The sequence below is a fragment of the Altererythrobacter sp. Root672 genome, assembly GCF_001427865.1.
Classification (GTDB): domain Bacteria; phylum Pseudomonadota; class Alphaproteobacteria; order Sphingomonadales; family Sphingomonadaceae; genus Croceibacterium_A.
This window is the reverse complement of sequence record NZ_LMHH01000001.1, coordinates 1,048,805-1,069,170: the sequence shown is the minus strand read 5'-3', so window position 1 is coordinate 1,069,170 and position 20,366 is coordinate 1,048,805. Positions and strand designations below refer to the sequence as shown.

Genomic DNA, 20,366 nt, shown 5'->3' with positions numbered 1-20,366 from the left:
GCCCCTGGATCACAGAAGTGAACGGGAGTGAGCGATGCCTCGCCATCGCCTGCCATTCTGGGCAGTCAATCGCCGCGGCCATCCAGGCTACACATCGGGCATGCAGCGCCATCATCTGCTCCCGCGCCAGCTCCTATCGAATCGCAGTTTCGCGCGGTTCTTCGAGGCCATTGGCCGCAACCAGCACTCGTTCGATGACTTCCGGCGAAACGGGTTACTCCTCCCGGCGACGAGCGAGTCGGCGCTACGTCTTGGGCTCCCGCTCCATCGCGGGCCGCATCGCGGCTACAATGCCATGGTGATGGAGCGCGTTGGCCAGATCGAAGCGGAATGGTCGCGCCTGCGCCCTCGTATTCCCGAGCCTGCGCGAAGCCAGGCGCTGATGCGGATCGACCTGCTTCAACGCGCGCTCCGCAGGCGGTTGTTGCAGGACAAACGCCCGGCGGTACGCCTCAACCGACTTGATCGGGTGGAGAACTTGGTCGATTTCACCGCGCTTGATGGCCTGGCTGAAGCGTTGTGGTCGGGCAGCGCCACCGTTCCGGGAGGCTTAGCGGAATGACTGGCCAGGTGATCGCCGTCGCACGGGATGCCGAACACCGCTTCTCCAAGGAGCCCTGCGACTTCATCACACTGCTCCCCGGCCTCGGGGTTGCCGGGGACGCCCATTGTGGGCGGACGGTGCAGCATCGCTCCAGGCGGACCACTCCCCAGGCGCCGAACTTGCGGCAGGTCCATCTCATTCACGCGGAGCTGTTTGTAGAGCTGGCAGCCGCCGGCTTCGAGGTGGGTCCTGGGGTCTTGGGCGAGAACCTGACTACGCGGGGGATCGACCTATTGTCGCTGCCAACCGGCACTCAATTGCTTGTGGGTGGAGAGGCCGTCGTGGGACTGACCGGTTTGCGCAATCCTTGCCATCAGATCGACGATAACATTGCGCGCGGGGCTATGGCTGCGGTCCTGGACCGCGCGGCAGACGGCACACTGATCCGCAAGGTTGGCGTCATGGCTATCGTGCTCCAGGGAGGTGAAGTCCGCCCCGGAGACACGATCGCCATTCAGTTCCTGCCCAAGGAACTCAGTCCCTTGGTGCCGGTCTAGGCTTCGGCTGCCACTGCGGCGTTGGCCGCGCTCAGGATGGCCCGGACGCTGGCCGTGGCCACATCCTCATCGATGCCGACGCCCCAGACGACCTTCCCGTCGGGGAGGGCGCATTCGAGATAGGCGGCTGCGCGCGCGTCCGTGCCCTTGCCGAGCGCGTGTTCGGTATAGTCCAGCACCTCGATCTCGAGCCCGAAAGTCTGCTGCAGCGTTGCCAGGACCGATGACACCAGGCCCTTGCCGCGGCCGCTGACGCTCTGCTTCTTGCCGCCGACCGTGATCGTGCCGCTGAACAGCCGCGTGCCGTCGTGTGCCCGCGATTCCTCGTAATCGACCAGTTCGAAAGTCGCTCGCTGGTCGGCTAGGAAATAGGAGTCCTGGAAGCTGTGCCAGATATCTTCGGAGTTGAGCTCACGACCCAACTCATCCGCCATGCGCTGAACGTGGCGTGAGAAATCGACCTGCAGGCGCTTGGGCAGCTTCAGGCCCTGGCCTTGCTCAAGTACCCAGGCGAAGCCGCCTTTTCCGGACTGCGAATTGACCCGAATGACCGCCTCGTAATTTCGGCCAAGGTCAGCGGGATCGATCGGCAGGTAGGGTACGCGCCACAGCTCGTCGTTGCGCTGTTCCTGCGCTTCGAAGCCCTTCTTGATCGCGTCCTGGTGACTGCCCGAAAAGGCCGTGAACACCAGCTCGCCGCCGTAAGGATGGCGCGGGTGGACGGGCAGTTGGTTGCAGTATTCGACCGTCTCGATGATCTGGTCGATGTTCGAGAAGTCGAGCCCTGGGTCGATGCCCTGGGTGTACATGTTGAGCCCGACCGTCACGAGGCAGCAGTTGCCTGTGCGCTCGCCGTTGCCGAACAGGCAGCCTTCGACGCGGTCAGCGCCGGCCATCAGGCCAAGCTCCGCCGCCGCGACGCCGGTGCCGCGATCGTTGTGCGTGTGCAGGCTGATCGCCGCCGCCTCGCGGTTGGGCAGGTTGCGACAGAAGTATTCGATCTGGTCGGCGTAGATGTTGGGCGTCGCCGCCTCGACCGTCGCCGGCAGGTTGAGGATCAGCGGCCGTTCCTTGGTCGGCTGCATCACGTCCATCACCGCTTCGCAAACCTCGAGGCTGAAATCGATCTCGGCGGTCGAGAAGGTTTCGGGCGAGTATTCGAAGTGCCAGTCGGTATTGGGTCGCTTGGCGGCTTCGTCGCGCAGCAGCTTGGCCGCGTTGATGGCGATCTGCTTCACCTCTTCGCGGCTCATGCGGAAGACGATCTCGCGCCAAGCCGGGCTGACCGCGTTGTAGACGTGGACGATGGCCCGTTGCGCGCCCTCGAGGCTTTCGAACGAGCGCTTGATCAGGTCCTCGCGGGCCTGGGTCAGCACCTGAACGGTCACGTCATCGGGGACGCGGCCCGAGCGGACCAGTTCCTGGATGAAGTCGAACTCGGTCTGCCCGGCAGCGGGGAAGCCGATCTCGATCTCCTTGACGCCGACCTGGACCAGCAGGTCGAAGAAGCGGTTCTTCTTCACCGCGTCCATCGGATCGACGATTGCCTGGTTGCCGTCGCGCAGGTCTGTCGAGAGCCAACGCGGGGGATGCGTGATGGTGCGGTTCGGCCATTGCCGGTCCGGCAGGTTGATTTGGGGGAAGGGCCTGTACTTGCGGCCCGGTTCCTTCAGCATGCTCATGTTCGTGCCTTATCGCGTGAACGCCACTGGGCAAGAGGCCGCGGCGTCGTTTCGACCGTTGGTGGTTCGAAAAACCCTTAGGCGTGTGCCCGCGCCAAACGCGCAGGCGGAACGACGCGCCTAAGGGCGCGTAAGTCGAAGCAGCGAAAGGAGCTCGCGACGTTCCATAGTGCGAGCCTATGCGCGAATGGTTACCAAATGTCCACCCTCGGCACTCCGGCAGATCCAGGAAAGGCGCCTGCCGCCTCCCCGGACCTGCCGAAGTATCCTGCGAAGGCTTACTGCTTTTCGAACGCGACGGTGATGTCGAGCTTGACCTCGTCCGAGACGAACGGGATCACGCCGGTGACGCCCCAGTCGGAACGCTTGATCGTTGCCTCGGCTTCGAAGCCGACCGTTTCCTTCTGGTTGAACGGGTGCTTGCCGGCGCCGGTGAATTCGGCGTCGAGCGTGACCGGCTTGGTCACGCCGTTCATGGTCAGGTCGCCGGTGATCTTGGCTTCCTGGCCGTTGACGACGACGGCCGTCGAAACGAAGCGTGCCGGGGCCGGGTTCGGGCCAAAGAAGTCCGGCTTCTTGCCATCCTGACCCGCGCGGGTGAGGTGTTCGGTGAGGCCTGCACTGGCAGTCACGACCTTGGAGATCGGAATGGTGACGTCGACTTTCGCGCCCGCGAGGTTGGCGGGATCGAGTGTCAGCGTGCCCTCAACATCGCCGAAGAGCCCGAAGTAGTCGTTGAACCCGAAGTGGCTGACGCGCCAGCCAACCAGCGAGTGCGCCGGGTCGGTCTTGTAGCTGCCAGCGGTGACACGGCCCGGATCGCGCGCTCCCGGAGGACCACCCTGAGCCTGCAGTGTGCCGATCGTAAGCGCCGCGACGCCGGCAGCGGCAAGGGTAAGTGTCAGTTTACGCATGAAGAGTCTCCCCGGGGGTTTGCTTGCGCGCAATCTGGCGTGACTGCTTCGCAATGTCCACTGGGAACCTATCTGAGATTTTCACCTATGGATGATCCATTCGAGCCTATCGACCTCGCCTAATTCTTACCGCTGAGGTTCCAGCCTGGAACCAGTCATCGGGCCGAGGCTTGAGCCTTCGATGGGGACCACGCGCTTCGCTTGCGGGCGAAGTGTTCACACGGGACAAGCCATGGGTCTGACTGAATTCTCGAGCCGCCTGTTCGAGGCCGGTATCATCTCCACCATACTGCTATCATCGGCCATTCCTGCCGCCGCCTGCACCCGCATGGTCTATCACGGTGCCAACGACATCGTGATCACCGCCCGGTCGATGGACTGGAAGAGCGACATCTTGAGCAACCTGTGGATCCTCCCGCGCGGGATCGAGCGAAATGGGCAGGCTGGGCCCAACTCGATCCACTGGAAGGCCAAATACGGGAGCGTCGTTGTCAGCGGCTACGATGTTTCGACGACCGACGGCGTCAATGAGGCAGGGCTAGAGGCCAATATGCTGTGGCTGGTCGAATCCGAATATCCGCACTTCGACGGCACCGGCAAACCTGGACTCACCATCGCAGCCTGGGCGCAGTACGCGCTCGATAACTTCGCCACCGTTGCCGAGGCGGTCGCGGCGTTGGAGAAGGAGCCGTTCACCATCGTCACCGACAATATTCCAGGCGAAGATCGGCTGACGACCGTTCACCTGTCGCTGTCCGATGCCACCGGCGATAGCGCGATTGTCGAGTATATTGGCGGCAAGCAGGTCATCCACCACGGCCGGCAGTTCCAGGTGATGACCAACTCCCCGACGTTCGACGAGCAGCTGGCCATCAACCGCTACTGGGAACTGATCGGCGGAACAGTGATGCTGCCGGGGACCAACCGGGCCGCGGACCGCTTTGCCCGCGCTTCCTTCTACGTGAATGCCATCCCGAAGGACGAGGATCCTAACAAGGCACTGGCGAGTGTGTTCAGCGTGATCCGCAACACTTCGGTACCCTACGGGCTCACTACGCCGGACGAGCCGAACATCTCGTCCACACGCTGGCGCACGGTGTTCGATCACAAGCGGAAGCTCTATTTCTTCGAGTCAGCGCTGACCCCCAATACCTTCTGGGTGGACCTCAACGGCATCGATTTTTCGGAGGCGACCGGGCGGGTGAAGACGCTCGACCTTGGGCCGAACCAGGATCACACCTTCTCGGGCAACGCGACGGCCGAGTTCAAGGACAGCGCGCCGTTTGAGTTTCTGGGGGTGGAATAGATTTTCCCAAGATCCTCCCTGTCGTGAAGCGATGGGGAGGGGGACCATGCGTAGCATAGTGGAGGGGCTGGCGTTGCGCCACTTGCCCCTCCGTCAGTCGCCTTCGGCGCCTGCCACCTCCCCATCGGCTACGCCGACAGGGAGGATTTCCGATGCTCAGTTCTTCTCTTGGTCGACCAGCTTGTTGGCGCCAATCCACGGCATCATCGCACGCAGCTGGGCACCGGTCTTCTCGATCGGGTGAGCCGCAGCGGCCTTGCGAGCAGCCTTGAGCTCGGGCTGACCAGCGCGGTTGTCGAGCACGAAGTTCTTCACGAACCGGCCCGAGGTGATGTCGGCCAGAACGCGCTTCATCTCGGCCTTGGTCTCATCGGTGATGATACGCGGGCCGGTGGTGATGTCGCCGTATTCGGCGGTGTTCGAGATCGAGTAGCGCATGTTGGCGATGCCGCCTTCATAGAGCAGGTCGACGATCAGCTTGGTTTCGTGGAGGCACTCGAAATAGGCCATCTCGGGCGCGTAGCCGGCTTCGACCAGCGTTTCGAACCCGGCCTGGATCAGGTGGGTGATGCCACCGCAGAGTACGGCCTGTTCGCCGAACAGGTCGGTCTCGCACTCTTCCTTGAAGTTGGTCTCGATCACGCCCGAACGGCCGCCACCGACGCCTGAAGCGTAGGCGAGGGCGATGTCATGCGCGTTGCCGCTGGCGTCCTGGTGAACCGCGATCAAGCAGGGCACGCCGCCGCCCTTCTTGTACTCGCCACGCACGGTGTGGCCCGGGCCCTTCGGCGCGATCATGATCACGTCGATGTCTTCCGGGGCTTCGATCAGACCGAAGTGAATGTTGAGCCCGTGGGCGAAGGCGAGGGCAGCGCCCTTCTTCATGTTGCCCTTGAGATCGTTCTCCCAGATCGCCGCCTGATGCTCGTCCGGAGCGAGGATCATGAGGATATCGGCCCAACCGGCCGCTTCCTTGTTAGTCAGCACCTTGAAGCCGGCGGCTTCGGCCTTCTTGGCCGTGGCCGAACCCGGGCGGAGCGCGATGGCGACTTCCTTCACGCCGCTGTCACGCAGGTTCTGCGCGTGGGCGTGGCCCTGGCTGCCATAACCGATGATGGCGATCTTCTTGTCCGTGACCAGGTTCAGGTCGGCGTCGGCGTCGTAATAAACCTTCATTTTCGTTCCCTCGTCACCCCGGCGTAACCGGGGCCAAATTAGCAATGCGTCCGATGGGACGGCGGATAGGCTCCCACTGACGCGGGAGCGACGGAAATTTTCTACGGTCGGCTCAAGCGCCTTCGGCACCCCGCATCATGCCCACGATGCCGGTGCGGCCGACTTCGACCAGGCCCAGTTCGCGCATTAGCGAGACGAACGTGTCGATCTTGCTCGGATCGCCGGTCAGCTCGAAGATAAAGCTCGAGGTCGTGGTATCGACCACCTTGGCGCGGAACACATCGGCGAGGCGTAGTGCCTCGACGCGGTTGTCACCTTTGCCGGCGACCTTGATCAGTGCCAGCTCGCGCTCGACGTGCGGGCCAGCTTCGGTCAGGTCGGTGACCTTGTGCACCGGCACCAGGCGTTCGAGCTGGGCCATGATCTGGTCGATTACCGGCGGCGGACCGCTGGTGACGATGGTGATGCGGCTGAGCGCGTGGTCTTCGCTGATGTCGGCCACGGTCAGGCTGTCGATATTGTACCCGCGGGCTGTGAACAGCCCGGCGATCTTGGCCAGGATACCGGCCTCGTTATCGACGGTGATGGTGAGGACGTGACGCTCGGTATCGCGGTGGTGAATTTTCATTCGTCTCTCTCGGACGCGTCCTTCGACAAGCTCAGGACGAACGGGATTGGGTTGGCGTGGCTGAAGCCGATCATGCTGAGCTTGTCGAAGCACATCAAACGAGCGCCTTCGCTTCATCGTCCATCGTGCCGGCGACCATGTCGCCGTAGAGCAGCATTTCAGTGTGGGCCGCGCCGCTCGGGATCATCGGGAAGCAGTTGGCTCCCTTCGACACCTGGCAGTCGACCATGACCGGGCCATCGTGAGCCATCATCGCCTTGATGCCTTCGTCGAGCTCGCTCTCCTGCGAGATGCGGATGCCCTTCCAGCCATAGCTTTCGGCGAGCTTCACGAAGTCGGGCAGGCTGTCCGAATACGAGTTCGAATAGCGGCTCTCATAGGTCAGTTCCTGCCATTGGCGGACCATGCCCATGTATTCGTTGTTGAGGATGAACACCTTGACCGGCAGGCGGAACTGGCTGGCGGTGCCGAGTTCCTGGATGTTCATCTGGATCGAAGCCTCGCCGGCGATGTCGATCACCAGCGAATCCGGATTGCCGAGCTGGGCCCCGATAGCTGCCGGCAGGCCGTAGCCCATCGTGCCGAGGCCGCCGCTGGTGAGCCACTTGTTCGGTCCGAAGAAGCCGAAGTACTGCGCCGCCCACATCTGGTGCTGGCCGACTTCGGTGGTGATTATCGGATCCTTGTCGCGGGTGAGGGCGAACAACCGCTCGATCGCGTGCTGCGGCATGATCTCGTCCGAGCGCTTGGGATAAGCGAGGCTGTCGCGGCCTCTCCAACCGGTGATGCGCGCCTTCCATTCGCCCAGGTCGCGCGGCTTGCGCGAGCTCCAGGCGGCGATGAGCTGCTCGAGCACGGTCGCGCAGTCGCCGACGATGCCCAGATCAACCGGGATAACTTTGTTGATCGAGGCGCGGTCGATATCGATGTGGATCTTTGTCGAGTCCGGCGAAAAGGCGTCGAGACGGCCGGTGACGCGGTCGTCGAAGCGGGCGCCGATGTTCACCATGACGTCGCACTGGTTCATCGCCAGGTTGGCTTCATAGGTGCCGTGCATGCCGAGCATTCCGAGCCAGTCCGCGTGATCGGCCGGGAAAGCGCCGAGACCCATCAGGGTCGAGGTCACCGGGGCGCCAGTGAGCCTCTGGAACTCTCGCAGCAGTTCGGTGGCACGCGGGCCGGAATTGATCACTCCGCCGCCGGTGTAGAGGATCGGGCGCTCGGCCTTGGAGATCAGTTCGATGGCTTCGGCGATCTCGTCCGCCGCGGCAACCGTGCGCGGCGAATAGCGCTTCGGGCGCTGCGGCGGAGCATCGCTGAGCGGCGCGGTGGCGACCTGGACGTTCTTGGGGATGTCGATCACGACCGGACCGGGACGGCCGGTGGTGGCGATCTCGAACGCCTCGTCGATCGTGGCGGCGAGTTCCGAGGGATCCTTCACCAGGTAGTTGTGCTTGGTGCAGTGGCGCGTGAGGCCGATGGTGTCGGCTTCCTGGAACGCGTCGGTGCCGATCAGGTTGGTGGCAACCTGCCCGGTGATGACCACCAAGGGGATCGAATCCATGAACGCATCGGCAATGCCGGTGATCGCGTTGGTCGCGCCCGGGCCCGAGGTGACGAGAACCACGCCGGGCTTGCCGGTCGAGCGGGCATAGCCTTCGGCCGCGTGGGCCGCGCCGGCTTCATGCCGCACGAGAATGTGGCGGATGCGGTTGTCGGAGAACAGCTCGTCATAGATCGGCAGGACCGCGCCACCCGGATAGCCGAACACGAATTCGACGCCCTGACGGACCAGGCTTTCGATCAATATCGCAGCGCCGCTGCGTTCTTCGGACACGGTACTTTCCTTCCTTGGGCCTTGGTGGCCCTTCCTCAAAAAACGGACCCGGCGCGATTGCCTCGCGCCGGGCCGCTCCTCTCGAAATCTGTGAGGGCAACTACCCTCGTCGGACAGGGCTGCTAGGAGACATTAAATGTCATGTCAACCCCGAATATCGGAATAATGTTTCAAATAAGCCCTCAGTCTGGGAACTTTCATTCGCGATCCTTGGCCATTGTTCCGGAGGCTGGTTGCGGAACCAGGTGTATTGGCGCTTGGCGTAGTTACGCGTCGCCTGACGGCCCTGGGCGATGGATTGTTCCAGAGATAACTCGCCACTCAGATGACCGGCGATTTCCGGGACACCTATCGCGCGCATCACGGGACTAAGCGGATGCACGGCGCGGGCGAGAAGCGCCTCGACTTCTTCGATAGCGCCGCCATCGATCATCCGCGTGAAGCGCTCGTCGCAGCGTGAGTAGAGCCGCTCGCGGTCGGGCAACAGGATAAGCGGGAATAATTGGATCGCGTCGCCAATCCCGCCTTCGCGCCGGCCCTGCCAATAGGCGAGCGGCTGACCGGTTGAGCGAACGACCTCCAGGGCTCGGGCGACACGGGTGGTGTCTCCAGCGTTAAGCATGGCGGCGCGATCCGGATCCTCGGCCTGCAATGCGGCATATGCACCGGCGACGGGGAGGGCGCGGACCTCTTCGCGCACCGCCGGATCGATTGGAGGAACCGGCGCGATGCCGTCGAGCAGCGTGCGGATGTAAAGGCCGGTCCCGCCAACGAGGATCGGTACTGCTCCTTCGCGATGGGCGGCCGCGATTTCGCGTTTCGCATCGGCGGCCCAGTCCGCGGCGGAGTACGGCTTTGCACCGTCGCGCGTTCCGAACAGGCGGTGTTCGACGCCGCGCATTTCTTCCGGTGAGGGCCGGGCGCTCAGAACCCTGAGGTCGCGGTAGACTTGGGCGCTGTCGGCATTGATCACGACACCACGGCTGCCCCGTCTTTCGAGCTCGAGCGCAAGCTCCACGGCCAGATCGCTCTTGCCGCTGGCGGTCGGCCCTGCAATGAGCGCGACCGCTTTTCTATCCGGAGATTGTCCGTTGCTCATTGCGAGGCTGATAGCAGACCCCGCCACCCTTGAAGCAAGCCTCGATGCAGCAACTGCTGCATTAGCGGCAAAAGGCGTGGCCGTGGCCGAGGCGCGAATGCTCGATGCCTGCAGCGACGTGCTGGAGTTGATGCTGCCGGGAGACGATGCTTCGGCGCTGCGCGAAACGCTCGATGCCCACTTTGCGCAGTCCGATGCGATCATCGCCCGCGACGAGTTCCGCATCCCGCATCTGTTCGTGTCGGACATGGATTCGACCATGATCGGCCAGGAGTGCATCGACGAACTGGCCGACTTCGCCGGGCTCAAGGAGCAGATCTCCGCCATCACCGAGCGCGCCATGCAAGGTGAGCTCGACTTTGAGAGCGCGCTGCGTGAGCGGGTTGGGCTTCTGGCCGGGCTCGACGAGTCGGCGATATCGACATGCCTGGCAGAGCGGATCGTGCCGATGCCTGGGGCGCGGACATTGGTCGCGACGCTCAAGCATTATGGTTCCCGGACGGTGCTGGTTACCGGTGGGTTCCACCACTTTGCCGATCCCGTCGCCGAGGACCTCGGGTTTGAGCGCGTAGTGGCGAACCGGCTTGCGGTGTCGCAGGACAAGCTGTCCGGGCAGCTCGTTGGCGGTATCACCGATTCTTCGGTCAAAGCACGCGTGCTCGAGGAAGAGATGTCGCGTCTGGGCGACAATGCCGTCAGCCTGGGAACGGGAGACGGTGCGAATGACATTCCGATGCTGCAGGCCGCGACGTACGGTGTCGCCTACCACGCCAAGCCCAAGGCCCGCGAAGCGGCGAATGGCTGGATCGACCGCGGCGACTTGACCAGCATCCTCAAGCTGCTGGATATCCACGAGCGCGATTGGCAGGCCGGCTAACGCAGTCCCTTGCGGATCACGAGTTTCAGGCCAGACCAGACAGCATCGACGGCGCAGACCTTAACATCGACGAAGCCCAAAGGCAGGGCTACTTCGCGGATCACGTTCTCGTCGACGTCGGTGGGAACCTTGGCGGCTTTCTTTGGCCAGCTCACCCACACCATGCCGTCGGGCGCGATCGTATCGCGAAGGTGAACTAGCAGGGCTTCCAGCTCAAGGCGCTCGACCGTGAACAAGTGCACCGCCTTGATGCCCTGCTGCAGTTCATTGCATTCGACGACGCCGGTATCACCGATCTCGCGGCGTACGCTTTCGGGCATGGCATGGAACCATGCTGAGCTGCCTGCCACCAAACCGAGCTTCTTACCCAGCGGAGTTCCCGAGTAACCCGCTGGCGGCACGGTCAGACTTCCATCCAATCCCGGAAGAAGCTCTCATTGGCGTCACGCAGCTTGGCCAGCGGCACGCCGAACAGGCTGTCGCCGGTGACGGTGCCAATGTGGCGGACCCCGGAGGAAGCCGTATCGGCATCGCGCGTGCCCTTGGCTAGCTGAGCCTGGAAGGCGGCCACATCAGGCACGGTCAGCAGATAGCGCCCCTGATCCTCGCCGAACCACCAGGCGGTCGGCGAATAGTCGGGGTGGGCCTCGACTTCCGCGCCATGACCGCCGGCAAGGGCCATCTCTGCGAGGGCCACGGCGATGCCACCATCCGAAACGTCATGCACCGCGCTGACCAGCCCGGCCTCGATCAGTTCACGGATGAACTCGCCCGAGTGCTTTTCCAGCGTAAGGTCGACCGGCGGAGCGTCACCGTCCTCACGGCCGTGAATTTCGCGGAGCCATAGCGACTGGCCGAGGTGACCGCGGTCCGGGTTCGGAGCGGCCCAGGTTTCCCGGCCCATGAGGTAGATCGCCTCGCCCTGCGCCTTGAAGGCGATGGTCGCCGACTTGTCGTAGTCGGGCAGCAGACCCACGCCACCGATCGCCGGAGTCGGCAGGATCGCGCTGCCGCCACCGGTGGCCTTGCTCTCGTTGTAGAGCGAGACGTTGCCGCTCACGATCGGATAGTCGAGCACCTGGCAGGCCGCGGCCATGCCTTCGAGGCAGCCGACGATCTGCGCCATGATCTCCGGGCGTTGCGGGTTGGCGAAGTTGAGGCAGTTGGTGATCGCCAGCGGCTTGCCGCCCACGGCCGAAATGTTGCGATAGGTCTCCGCCACCGCTTGCTTGCCGCCTTCGTAAGGGTCGGCATAGCAATAGCGCGGCGTGCAGTCGGTGCTGATCGCCAGCGCCTTCCTGGAGTCGTGCACGCGCACCACGGCAGCGTCGCCACCTGACTTCTGCAGCGTGTCCGCGCCGACCTGGCTATCGTACTGCTCGTAGATCCAGCGCCGGCTGGCGAGGTCGGGGCAGGCCATCAGCTTGAGCAGGTCTGCGCCAATGTCCGTGCTTTCCGGCACTTCGCCGAGTGGCTTGACCTTGGCCCAAGCCTTGTATTCTTCGGGGCTGACATAGGGACGCTCGTAGAGCGGCGCCTCGTCGGCGAGTGGCGCGAGCGGAATGTCGCACACGACCTCGCCGTTCCACTCGAGAACCATGTGGCCGGTGTCGGTCACTTCGCCGATCACCGCGAAGTCGAGTTCCCACTTGTGGAAGATCGCCTCTGCCTCGGCTTCGCGTCCGGGCTTGAGCACCATGAGCATGCGCTCCTGGCTTTCGCTCAGCATCATTTCGTAGGGCGTCATGCCGGTTTCGCGGCACGGCACCTTGTTCATGTCGAGCTTGATGCCCGCGCCGCCCTTGCTGGCCATTTCCACCGAAGAGGAGGTGAGGCCCGCCGCGCCCATGTCCTGGATGGCGACGATCGCGTCGGTGCCCATGAGTTCGAGGCACGCTTCAATCAGCAGCTTTTCGGTGAACGGATCGCCGACTTGCACGGTGGGGCGCTTGGCATCCGAATCCTCGGCAAAGTCCGCGCTCGCCATGGTCGCGCCGTGGATACCGTCGCGTCCGGTCTTGGAGCCGACATAGACGATCGGATTGCCGATGCCGGTCGCGGCCGAATAGAAGATCTTGTCGGTATCGGCGACGCCCACGGTCATCGCGTTGACCAGGATGTTGCCGTCATAGGCCGGGTGGAAGTTGGTCTCCCCGCCGACGGTCGGCACGCCGACGCAGTTGCCATAGCCGCCGATGCCCGCGACGACGCCCTGGACCAGGTGCTTCATCTTCGGATGATCGGGGCGGCCGAAGCGCAGCGCGTTCAAGTTGGCGACCGGGCGGGCACCCATGGTGAACACGTCGCGCAGGATGCCACCGACGCCGGTTGCGGCGCCCTGGTAAGGCTCGATGTAGCTCGGGTGGTTGTGGCTCTCCATCTTGAAGATCGCCGCCTGCCCATCGCCGATGTCGATGATGCCCGCGTTCTCGCCCGGACCGCAAATCACCCACGGCGCGCTGGTCGGCAGCTTCTTCAGGTGGAAGCGCGAGCTCTTGTACGAGCAATGCTCGCTCCACATGACGGAGAAGATGCCGAGCTCGACCAGGTTGGGCTCGCGGCCCATTGCCTTCAGGACGTGCTCGTACTCTTCGGAGTTGAGGCCATGCTGTTCGACGATTTCGGGGGTGATCTTTGACATGGTTGGCCCGTTAGCGTCGGAGCCTCGGCGATGCTAGTCCGAACACCATATTGCCTTGCACAAGCAGTCAGAAACTGACGCGCGTCCACGTAAGACACTGTCAATAGGTCTAAAACCGAGTTGCCGTCCCGACGCCGCCCGATTAAGATTTGCACACTGTTATATTTATCAGCCACTTAAGTGCTGAGACGGAGAAAACGATGAGGAAATTCTCGGCTGCGCTGGCAAGCTTTGCTGCCCTTGGCTTGGCTATCCCGGCGATCGCGGCTGAGGTCCGGGCGCAGGACCCCGCCACGGTCGTCTCGGCCTTGCAGCAGGGGGGCTACAAAGCCCAACTCACAACGGACAGCTCTGGGGACCCCATGATCCGCAGCGCCGCGAATGGCAGCGACTTCGAGATCTTCTTTTACGGCTGCACCGACAATCGCGATTGTCGGACGGTCCAGTTTCATAGTGGGTATCAAGAACCTGCCATGACCCTGGAGTCCTTCAACAAGTGGAATGCAGAGCACCGCTTTGGACGCGCCTATCTCGACAGCAAGGGCGTGGCGCGAGTCGAAATGGACGTCGATCTCGACGATGGTGGACTGAGCCAGAAGCTGTTCGAGGACAATGTCGAGTTCTGGGCTTCGGTGATGGGCGATTTCGAAGGACAGGTCTGGGGTTCTTGACCCTAGGCTCCATCGCCGCCAAACACGAGGAATGGAGGAGCAGGGACCCGAAATCGGCGCAATGAGCTTTGAAGACGCGCTGCGCGCGCTCGAAGACGTGGTGCGTAGGCTTGAGACGGGCGATGTTCCGCTCGAAGAATCGATCAGCCTCTACGAGCGCGGAGAGCAGTTGCGGCGGCATTGCCAGGCCCGCCTCGACGCGGCGCAGGTGCGGATCGAGAAGATCGTGGCGGGTCCGGACGGCAAGGCCACCGGTACCGTGCCGTTCGACGCCGGTTGAGGCCGGTCAGACCCGTGGGACTCGTACTTGCAGACAGCTTGCTCAAGCAGGAGCTCGAGCGGGTCCAGGCTAACGTCGATGGGGTGTTTGATGGACTACTCCCGATCCCAGAGGACAATCGCGCGCGACTGGTAGAGGCGATGCGTTATGCCGTGATCGGCGGTGGCAAACGCGTGCGCCCCTTCCTGCTGATGACCACGGCGGAGATGTACGGCGTCTCCAGGACAGTGGCAGTGCGCGCGGGCTGCGCGATCGAGGCAATCCACGCCTATTCGCTGGTGCACGACGACCTACCCTGCATGGACAATGACGACATGCGCCACGGCAAGCCCACGGTGCACAAGGCGTTCGGCGTGGCGACTGCTGTACTGGCCGGAGATGCGCTCCATGCGCTGGCGTTCGAAATTCTTGGCGACCCGGCAACGAGCAACGATCCCTTCACGCGGGCTGAGCTGGTCCACGCGCTAGCTATCGCCAGCGGACACAACGGCATGGCCGGCGGGCAGATGATGGACATGTCGGCCGACGGCGCAGACTTCGATCTGCGCACGGTCACCCGTTTGCAGCAGCTCAAGACCGGCGCGCTTTTGAGCGCCGCGGTCGAGATGGGCGCGATACTCGGTAAGGTGCCGGAAGAGGGCAGGGCACACCTACGCGCTTATGCCCGCGATATCGGCCTCGCCTTCCAGATCGCCGACGACCTCCTCGACCACGAAGGTGACGAGGCCAAGGCCGGCAAGGCGCTGCGCAAGGACGAAGGGCAGGGCAAGGCGACATTCGTCTCGTTGATGGGGGCGGACCAGGCCCGCCAGCAGGCCAAGGCGCTGAGCGAGCAGGCGGTCGGCCATCTCGCCAGCCATGGCCTGGAAGCCGACTTGCTGCGCGAACTGGCGCGTTTCGTGGTGGAGCGGGATCGGTGACGGGTCGAGTCGGCCTCTATCCCGGAACGTTCGACCCGGTAACGCTGGGCCATACGGACATCATCCGCCGCGGGGCCAAGTTGGTCGACCGGCTGATCATCGGCGTCACCACCAATCCAAGCAAGGATCCGATGTTCACGCCCGAAGAGCGGATCGAGATGGTCCGCGCTGAGGTTGCGCGGCAGGGCCTCGCCAATGTCGAGGTGAAGGGTTTCAATGCCCTGCTGATGAAGTTTGCCGAACATGAGGGCGCGGATCTGATCATCCGCGGCCTGCGTGCCGTCGCCGACTTCGAATACGAATACCAGATGGCCGGCATGAACCAGCAGCTCAACGACAGGATCGAAACCGTCTTCCTGATGGCCGATGTGTCGCTGCAGCCGATCGCTTCCAGGCTGGTCAAGGAAATCGCTCTGTTCGGCGGAGACATCGCCCCATTCGTGAGCCACGCGGTGCGCGAATTGGTGAACGCTCGGGTTGAGAAGCTCGGCCGCAGGGGTGAGTTCTAACCCACAGCCGTTCATTGAACTGTCAGCGGCTTATGGCTAGACGCTGCCCAATCTTCAGGAATTGTCGGAACAAATGACAAATCGCCTTCTTGCTGCGGCGCTCGCTTTAATGGCCGCGTCTGTCCCCGTTTCGGTGCTTGCCCAGGATCAAGCCGCGCCTGCTGTGCCGGCTCCGATCCAGTCGTTTCCGCTTACGGTGAACCTCGATCAGTCGGTGGATAAGGAGAACATCCTCTACCTCGACCTGTCGAACAACCAGCGCGTGGCGATCCGCCTGGTGCCGGAATGGGCGCCTCACCATGTCGAGCGTATCAAGCAGCTGACGCGGCAAGGTTTCTACGACGGAATCATCTTCCACCGCGTGATCGACGGCTTCATGGCGCAGACTGGTGACCCGACCGGGACCGGCCAGGGCGGGTCTGACCTTCCTAACCTGCCGGCCGAATTCAACCGCTTGCCGCACGTCCGCGGAACGGTGTCGATGGCCCGCGCGCAGGACAAGGACAGCGCCAACAGCCAGTTCTTCATCGTGTTCTACCCGCGCTTCTCGCTCGACAAGACCTACACCAACTTCGGCCGCGTGATCGCCGGAATGGACGCGGTGGACGCGATCGAGCGGGGCGAGCCGCCCGAGCATCCGACTTACATCGTCCAGGCCTCGATCGCAGCGGACAACAAGCCGCCGAAGTTTGCTCCGGCCTCGCAAGTCGAGCCGCTCGCGCCCGACTTGAACCAGCTCGATCTGCGCAACCCGGTTTCGAACTAAGCCTCGACGGTCCGCGACCGCCCGGTTAGGGCGCCCGGCATGCGTGTTGACCTGTTCGATTTCGAGCTTCCGCCGGAGCGGATCGCCTTGCGTCCGGCCCGGCCGCGGGACGCGGCGCGAATGCTCGTCATTCCAGGACAGGGCACACTTGGCAACCTGAGCGTACGCGATCTGCCCCGGCTCCTGCGGGCGGGCGACGTGCTGGTCTTCAACGACACTCGCGTGATCCCGGCGCAGCTCGAAGGCCGTCGCGGCGATGCTCGGATCGGCGCTACGCTGCACAAGCGGCTCGACCTCAGACGCTGGCAGGCCTTCGTCCGCAACGCCAAGCGGCTGCGCGAGGGCGATACCGTGGAATTCGTTGCCGGTGTGACGGCCACGGCCGAAGAGCGCTTTCCTGACGGCAGCTGGACTCTGGCATTCGGCGGGGAAGAGCCCGTCGAAATCTTGCTCGAGCGAGCCGGACAGATGCCGCTCCCACCCTACATCGCCGGTAAGCGCCCGACCGACGAAGCGGACCTTGAGGACTACCAGACGATCTTCGCGCGCGAGGCCGGAGCCGTTGCCGCCCCCACGGCAGCGCTCCACTTTACGCCCGAGCTCTTGGCCGCGCTGGATGAAGCCGGCGTGGCGCGCGAGACCCTGACGCTGCATGTCGGTGCCGGCACCTTCCTCCCGGTAAAGGCGGAGGATACCGAGGCTCACGCGATGCATTCCGAGTGGGGCCGGATCGATGCCGCCACTGCCGAGCGCCTCAATGCCGCGCGGAAATCTGGAGGGCGGCTTATCGCGGTCGGCACCACCAGCTTGCGCCTGATCGAGAGCGCTGCCGCCGAAGACGGGACGATCATGCCGTTCGAGGGTGACACGGCCATCTTCATCACGCCCGGCTATCGCTTCCGCGCGATCGATGGCCTGATGACCAACTTCCACCTGCCGCGCTCGACCCTGTTCATGTTGGTCAGCGCGTTGATGGGGCTGGAGCGGATGAAGGCCGCCTACGGGCACGCGATCGCGGACGAGTACCGGTTCTACAGCTATGGTGATGCAAGCCTGCTACTTCCCGGCGAAGATTAGGAAGTTTGGGTTGTAAAAAGTAACCGGCGCGCCATCTTCGCCGGGCTTTGGACAACCCGATTCTCGATATCCGGAACTTATCCAAGACCTACAAGGGCGGCACGACCGCGCTTGCGGGCGTGGACCTGCAGATCCGCAAGGGAGAGATATTCGCGCTCCTCGGGCCGAACGGGGCGGGAAAGACCACCCTGATCGGTGCGGTCTGCGGCCTGTTGCGCCCCACCAGCGGAACCATCGAGGCCTTCGGCAAGGACGCCGCCCGCTATTGGCGCGACGTTCGCCGGCGCATCGGTCTGGTGCCGCAGGAGCTGGCATTCGACATGTTCGCCCAGGTCGATCACTCGGTGCAGTATTCGCAGGGACTGTTCGGCTCCCCGCGCAACGATGCCCATATCGAGGAGGTCCTGCGTTCGCTCAGCTTGTGGGACAAGCGCTCTGCCAAGATCCGCGAACTCTCCGGCGGGATGAAGCGCCGGGTGATGATCGCGAAGGCGCTGAGCCACGATCCCGAACTCCTGTTTCTCGACGAACCCACCGCCGGTGTCGATGTCGAGCTGCGGCGCGATATGTGGAAGCAGATCGGTGCCCTGCGCGATCGCGGAACGACTGTCATCCTGACGACCCACTACATCGAAGAAGCCCAGGAAATGGCCGACCGTGTCGGGGTCATCAACAAGGGCCGTCTGCTGCTGGTGGACGAAAAGGCCGCGATCATGGCCAAGCTGGGCAGCACCGAGGCCCGCATCAGCCTCTCCCAGGCGCTCGACGTCATTCCCCAAGCGCTGGCCAGCTATCCGCTCTCGCTTGAGAACGATGGCCGCACCCTGGTCTACCGCGGCGGCGATGGCACGGGGAAGGGCAAGCGCGAAGTGGCAGAGCTCGTCAGTTCACTGGTGACGCAAGGCATTGCCTTCGAAGGCATTGAAACGCGCGAGTCCAGCCTGGAGGACATCTTCGTCGACCTGGTCGAACGAGGGGAGGTGCCGGCATGAACGCGCGCGGAGCCTTCGCAATCTTCCACAATGAGCTGCTGCGGTTCTTCCGCACGGCTTTCGGCTCGATCGTCTCGCCGGTCCTGACGACGTCGCTCTATTTCATCGTCTTCGGCGCGGCGATGGGCAGCCAGATCAAAGAGATCAACGGCGTGCCCTACGGCGCCTTCATCGTTCCCGGCCTGCTGATGCTCACACTGCTGAGCGAAAGTACCTCGAACGCCAGCTTCGGCATCTACATGCCGCGCTTCACCGGCGCGATCTACGAGCTGCTCAGCGCGCCGGTGGGCGTTGCCGAGACCTTGCTCGGCTTCGTCGGTGCGGCCGCGATGAAGTCACTTATCATCGCCGGGATCATCCTGCTGACAGCGCTGCTGTTCGTCGATTACACGATCGTCCATCCGATCTACGCGGTGGGCTACGTGATCCTGGTCGCCGCGGCCTTTTCTTTGTTCGGCTTCATCCTCGGAATTTGGGCCGACGGATTCGAGCGCCTGCAGATCGTGCCCATGCTGATCCTGACGCCGCTGACTTTCCTCGGCGGCACGTTCTATTCGATCGAGATGCTGAGCGAGCCCTGGCACACCGTCGCGCAGTTCAATCCGATCTTCTATCTAATCAACGGCCTGCGCTGGACCTTTACCGGCGAGTCAGACGTGCCCATCGGGCTGGCCCTCACGGCAACCTTGGGCTTTGTGGCGCTGTGCATTGCGGTGATCGGTTTCATCTTCCGTACCGGTTGGCGCCTGCGCGGGTGAGTTCGAGGCTACTGATTTTCAGCTAGCCGTGTTCGGGTTACGCCTGATGTCCTGAGACTGGCGCCCGGCCTAGCAGGGGGCATGGGCTTCAGGGGGTTTCTCCTTCGCGCGACTGTCGTCGGCGCCGTGTTGGCTTTCGGCAGTTCAGCGCGCGCCGAAGTGCCTGAAGCCGTCCGCAAGGTGATTTCAGCCGCCGAAGCGAGCGGAGACCCGGCGAAGGCCAAGACGGTCTACGAGATGGTCCGCGCCGCCTATCCGGAGCTCAAGGATGAGCTCGACCTGATGGAGCAGCAGGGCAAGGCGAGAGTCGTCTCGGCCGCCGAGGAAAAGCGGCTGCAGGCAAGGCAGGAAACGTCTGAGTCAGGCTTTTTCACGCACTGGGATGGGCGGGGTGAGATCGGGGCCAAACATTCAACCGGCAACAGCGACGAGGTGGGGCTGACGGCATCTCTGCTCTTGCGCCGCACCGGCCTGACCTGGCGGCACAAGCTGACCGCTCGAGCCGAGTTCGAGAGCACGGATGGCGATACCACGACCGAGAACTACTTCCTGGCTTACCAACCCAGCTACGAGATCGGTAACGACCTGTTCCTCTACGCGCTGGCCCAATACGAGCGCGACCCGATCCAGAGCTTCTCATCGAGATATTCGGTGTCGGGCGGGCTGGGCTATCGTCCCTTTGAGCGGCCCGACTTGCGCGTCGAACTAAAGGCGGGGCCGGCGTGGCGAGAGATCAATTACATCCCCGACGGAGGCAATTCACACTTTGCCATCCACGTGGCCGCCGATTTCGAATGGCAAATCGCATCCAACCTCAAGTTCACCGAGACGACGGGTGCCTATGTCCAGGCCGGCAATCAGACTTTCTATTCGCACACCGGGCTTGAGACCGGCGTAGGTAAGGGCTTGAAGGCGCGGCTTTCGTACAGCTTCGAATATGACACGGCGCTGCCCAACAACGTGAAGGACGTCGATACCCTGTCGCGCTTCACCCTGCTGTACGACTTCTGACCCAGCGCTTCATCGACCTTGCACGCTCTTTCGTCCGTACGGGCTAGCCCCTGCGCGTTTGAGGCGTTAGCAGGCAGCGCATGAGCACGCGTGCTTTACTCCCCGTCGCACTTGTCCTTGC

21 protein-coding genes are annotated in these 20,366 nt (G+C 63.3%); 13 read left to right on the top strand and 8 right to left on the bottom strand.

Annotated elements, in window-relative coordinates; translation table 11 throughout:
* Positions 1–34 precede the first annotated feature (34 nt).
* On the top strand, positions 35–562 hold the full coding sequence (locus tag ASD76_RS05185; RefSeq protein WP_082553611.1) for an AHH domain-containing protein: 528 nt from the start codon (positions 35–37) through the stop codon (positions 560–562).
* Positions 559–1,101 (top strand): MOSC domain-containing protein, encoded by a 543-nt coding sequence (locus tag ASD76_RS05180; RefSeq protein WP_055919434.1) that lies wholly within the window; start codon positions 559–561, stop codon positions 1,099–1,101. Before ASD76_RS05185 ends, ASD76_RS05180 begins: the two co-directional genes overlap by 4 nt.
* On the opposite strand, the gene leuA is transcribed toward ASD76_RS05180, so the two are convergent.
* The gene (gene leuA / locus ASD76_RS05175; protein ID WP_055919431.1) at positions 1,098–2,783 is read right to left on the bottom strand and encodes a 2-isopropylmalate synthase; all 1,686 of its coding nucleotides are present in this window, start codon (positions 2,781–2,783) and stop codon (positions 1,098–1,100) included. The genes ASD76_RS05180 and leuA overlap by 4 nt on opposite strands.
* Before the next feature lie 278 nt (positions 2,784–3,061).
* Positions 3,062–3,697 carry a YceI family protein gene (locus ASD76_RS05170; protein WP_055919428.1) on the bottom strand — a complete coding sequence of 212 codons (636 nt, stop codon included), beginning with the start codon at positions 3,695–3,697 and terminating at the stop codon, positions 3,062–3,064.
* 232 nt (positions 3,698–3,929) lie between these two features.
* On the opposite strand from ASD76_RS05170, the gene ASD76_RS05165 reads away from it, so the two are divergent.
* Positions 3,930–5,003, top strand: a complete 1,074-nt coding sequence (locus tag ASD76_RS05165; RefSeq protein ID WP_055919425.1) for a linear amide C-N hydrolase — start codon at positions 3,930–3,932, stop codon at positions 5,001–5,003.
* A 156-nt stretch (positions 5,004–5,159) separates the two neighbouring features.
* On the opposite strand, the gene ilvC is transcribed toward ASD76_RS05165, so the two are convergent.
* The 4 genes from ilvC to miaA form a co-directional block, all read right to left on the bottom strand.
* Positions 5,160–6,218, bottom strand: coding sequence for a ketol-acid reductoisomerase (gene ilvC, locus ASD76_RS05160; protein WP_268760325.1), 1,059 nt, complete (start codon positions 6,216–6,218; stop codon positions 5,160–5,162).
* Positions 6,219–6,291: 73 nt separating this feature from the next.
* Positions 6,292–6,807, bottom strand: coding sequence for an acetolactate synthase small subunit (ilvN, locus tag ASD76_RS05155; protein WP_055919418.1), 516 nt, complete (start codon positions 6,805–6,807; stop codon positions 6,292–6,294).
* Positions 6,808–6,901: 94 nt separating this feature from the next.
* Complete coding sequence (ilvB, locus tag ASD76_RS05150) at positions 6,902–8,644, bottom strand: biosynthetic-type acetolactate synthase large subunit (protein ID WP_055919410.1); 1,743 nt, start codon at positions 8,642–8,644, stop codon at positions 6,902–6,904.
* 139 nt (positions 8,645–8,783) lie between these two features.
* The gene (gene miaA, locus ASD76_RS05145; RefSeq protein WP_055919407.1) at positions 8,784–9,743 is read right to left on the bottom strand and encodes a tRNA (adenosine(37)-N6)-dimethylallyltransferase MiaA; all 960 of its coding nucleotides are present in this window, start codon (positions 9,741–9,743) and stop codon (positions 8,784–8,786) included.
* On the opposite strand from miaA, the gene serB reads away from it, so the two are divergent.
* Positions 9,736–10,620, top strand: a complete 885-nt coding sequence (gene serB / locus ASD76_RS05140) for a phosphoserine phosphatase SerB (RefSeq protein ID WP_055919404.1) — start codon at positions 9,736–9,738, stop codon at positions 10,618–10,620. The genes miaA and serB overlap by 8 nt on opposite strands.
* Here the strand turns inward: serB and ASD76_RS05135 are convergent.
* Both ASD76_RS05135 and purL read right to left on the bottom strand, forming a co-directional pair.
* The gene (locus ASD76_RS05135; RefSeq protein ID WP_200943042.1) at positions 10,617–10,940 is read right to left on the bottom strand and encodes a DUF3052 family protein; all 324 of its coding nucleotides are present in this window, start codon (positions 10,938–10,940) and stop codon (positions 10,617–10,619) included. The two genes, serB and ASD76_RS05135, sit on opposite strands and share 4 nt — an antisense overlap.
* 83 nt (positions 10,941–11,023) lie before the next feature.
* On the bottom strand, positions 11,024–13,261 hold the full coding sequence (purL, locus tag ASD76_RS05130) for a phosphoribosylformylglycinamidine synthase subunit PurL (protein ID WP_055919399.1): 2,238 nt from the start codon (positions 13,259–13,261) through the stop codon (positions 11,024–11,026).
* A gap of 200 nt (positions 13,262–13,461) precedes the next feature.
* On the opposite strand from purL, the gene ASD76_RS05125 reads away from it, so the two are divergent.
* From ASD76_RS05125 to ASD76_RS05085, 9 genes are all read left to right on the top strand, one after another.
* Positions 13,462–13,932, top strand: a complete 471-nt coding sequence (locus ASD76_RS05125; protein WP_055919396.1) for a YbjN domain-containing protein — start codon at positions 13,462–13,464, stop codon at positions 13,930–13,932.
* A gap of 31 nt (positions 13,933–13,963) precedes the next feature.
* A complete protein-coding gene (locus ASD76_RS05120) occupies positions 13,964–14,212 on the top strand; it encodes an exodeoxyribonuclease VII small subunit (RefSeq protein WP_055919393.1) in 249 nt (82 codons plus the stop codon).
* A 14-nt stretch (positions 14,213–14,226) separates the two neighbouring features.
* A complete protein-coding gene (locus tag ASD76_RS05115) occupies positions 14,227–15,132 on the top strand; it encodes a polyprenyl synthetase family protein (protein WP_055919390.1) in 906 nt (301 codons plus the stop codon).
* Positions 15,129–15,641 carry a pantetheine-phosphate adenylyltransferase gene (gene coaD / locus ASD76_RS05110; RefSeq protein WP_055919387.1) on the top strand — a complete coding sequence of 171 codons (513 nt, stop codon included), beginning with the start codon at positions 15,129–15,131 and terminating at the stop codon, positions 15,639–15,641. Before ASD76_RS05115 ends, coaD begins: the two co-directional genes overlap by 4 nt.
* A gap of 73 nt (positions 15,642–15,714) precedes the next feature.
* Positions 15,715–16,407 carry a peptidylprolyl isomerase gene (locus ASD76_RS05105; protein ID WP_055919384.1) on the top strand — a complete coding sequence of 231 codons (693 nt, stop codon included), beginning with the start codon at positions 15,715–15,717 and terminating at the stop codon, positions 16,405–16,407.
* A gap of 39 nt (positions 16,408–16,446) precedes the next feature.
* A complete protein-coding gene (gene queA / locus ASD76_RS05100) occupies positions 16,447–17,484 on the top strand; it encodes a tRNA preQ1(34) S-adenosylmethionine ribosyltransferase-isomerase QueA (RefSeq protein ID WP_055919381.1) in 1,038 nt (345 codons plus the stop codon).
* Between the two features lie 47 nt (positions 17,485–17,531).
* The gene (locus ASD76_RS05095) at positions 17,532–18,476 is read left to right on the top strand and encodes an ABC transporter ATP-binding protein (protein WP_055919378.1); all 945 of its coding nucleotides are present in this window, start codon (positions 17,532–17,534) and stop codon (positions 18,474–18,476) included.
* The gene (locus ASD76_RS05090) at positions 18,473–19,234 is read left to right on the top strand and encodes an ABC transporter permease (RefSeq protein WP_055919375.1); all 762 of its coding nucleotides are present in this window, start codon (positions 18,473–18,475) and stop codon (positions 19,232–19,234) included. The genes ASD76_RS05095 and ASD76_RS05090 overlap by 4 nt, the downstream gene beginning before the upstream one ends.
* 81 nt (positions 19,235–19,315) lie before the next feature.
* Positions 19,316–20,245 carry a YdiY family protein gene (locus tag ASD76_RS05085; RefSeq protein ID WP_055919372.1) on the top strand — a complete coding sequence of 310 codons (930 nt, stop codon included), beginning with the start codon at positions 19,316–19,318 and terminating at the stop codon, positions 20,243–20,245.
* Positions 20,246–20,366: the final 121 nt, after the last annotated feature.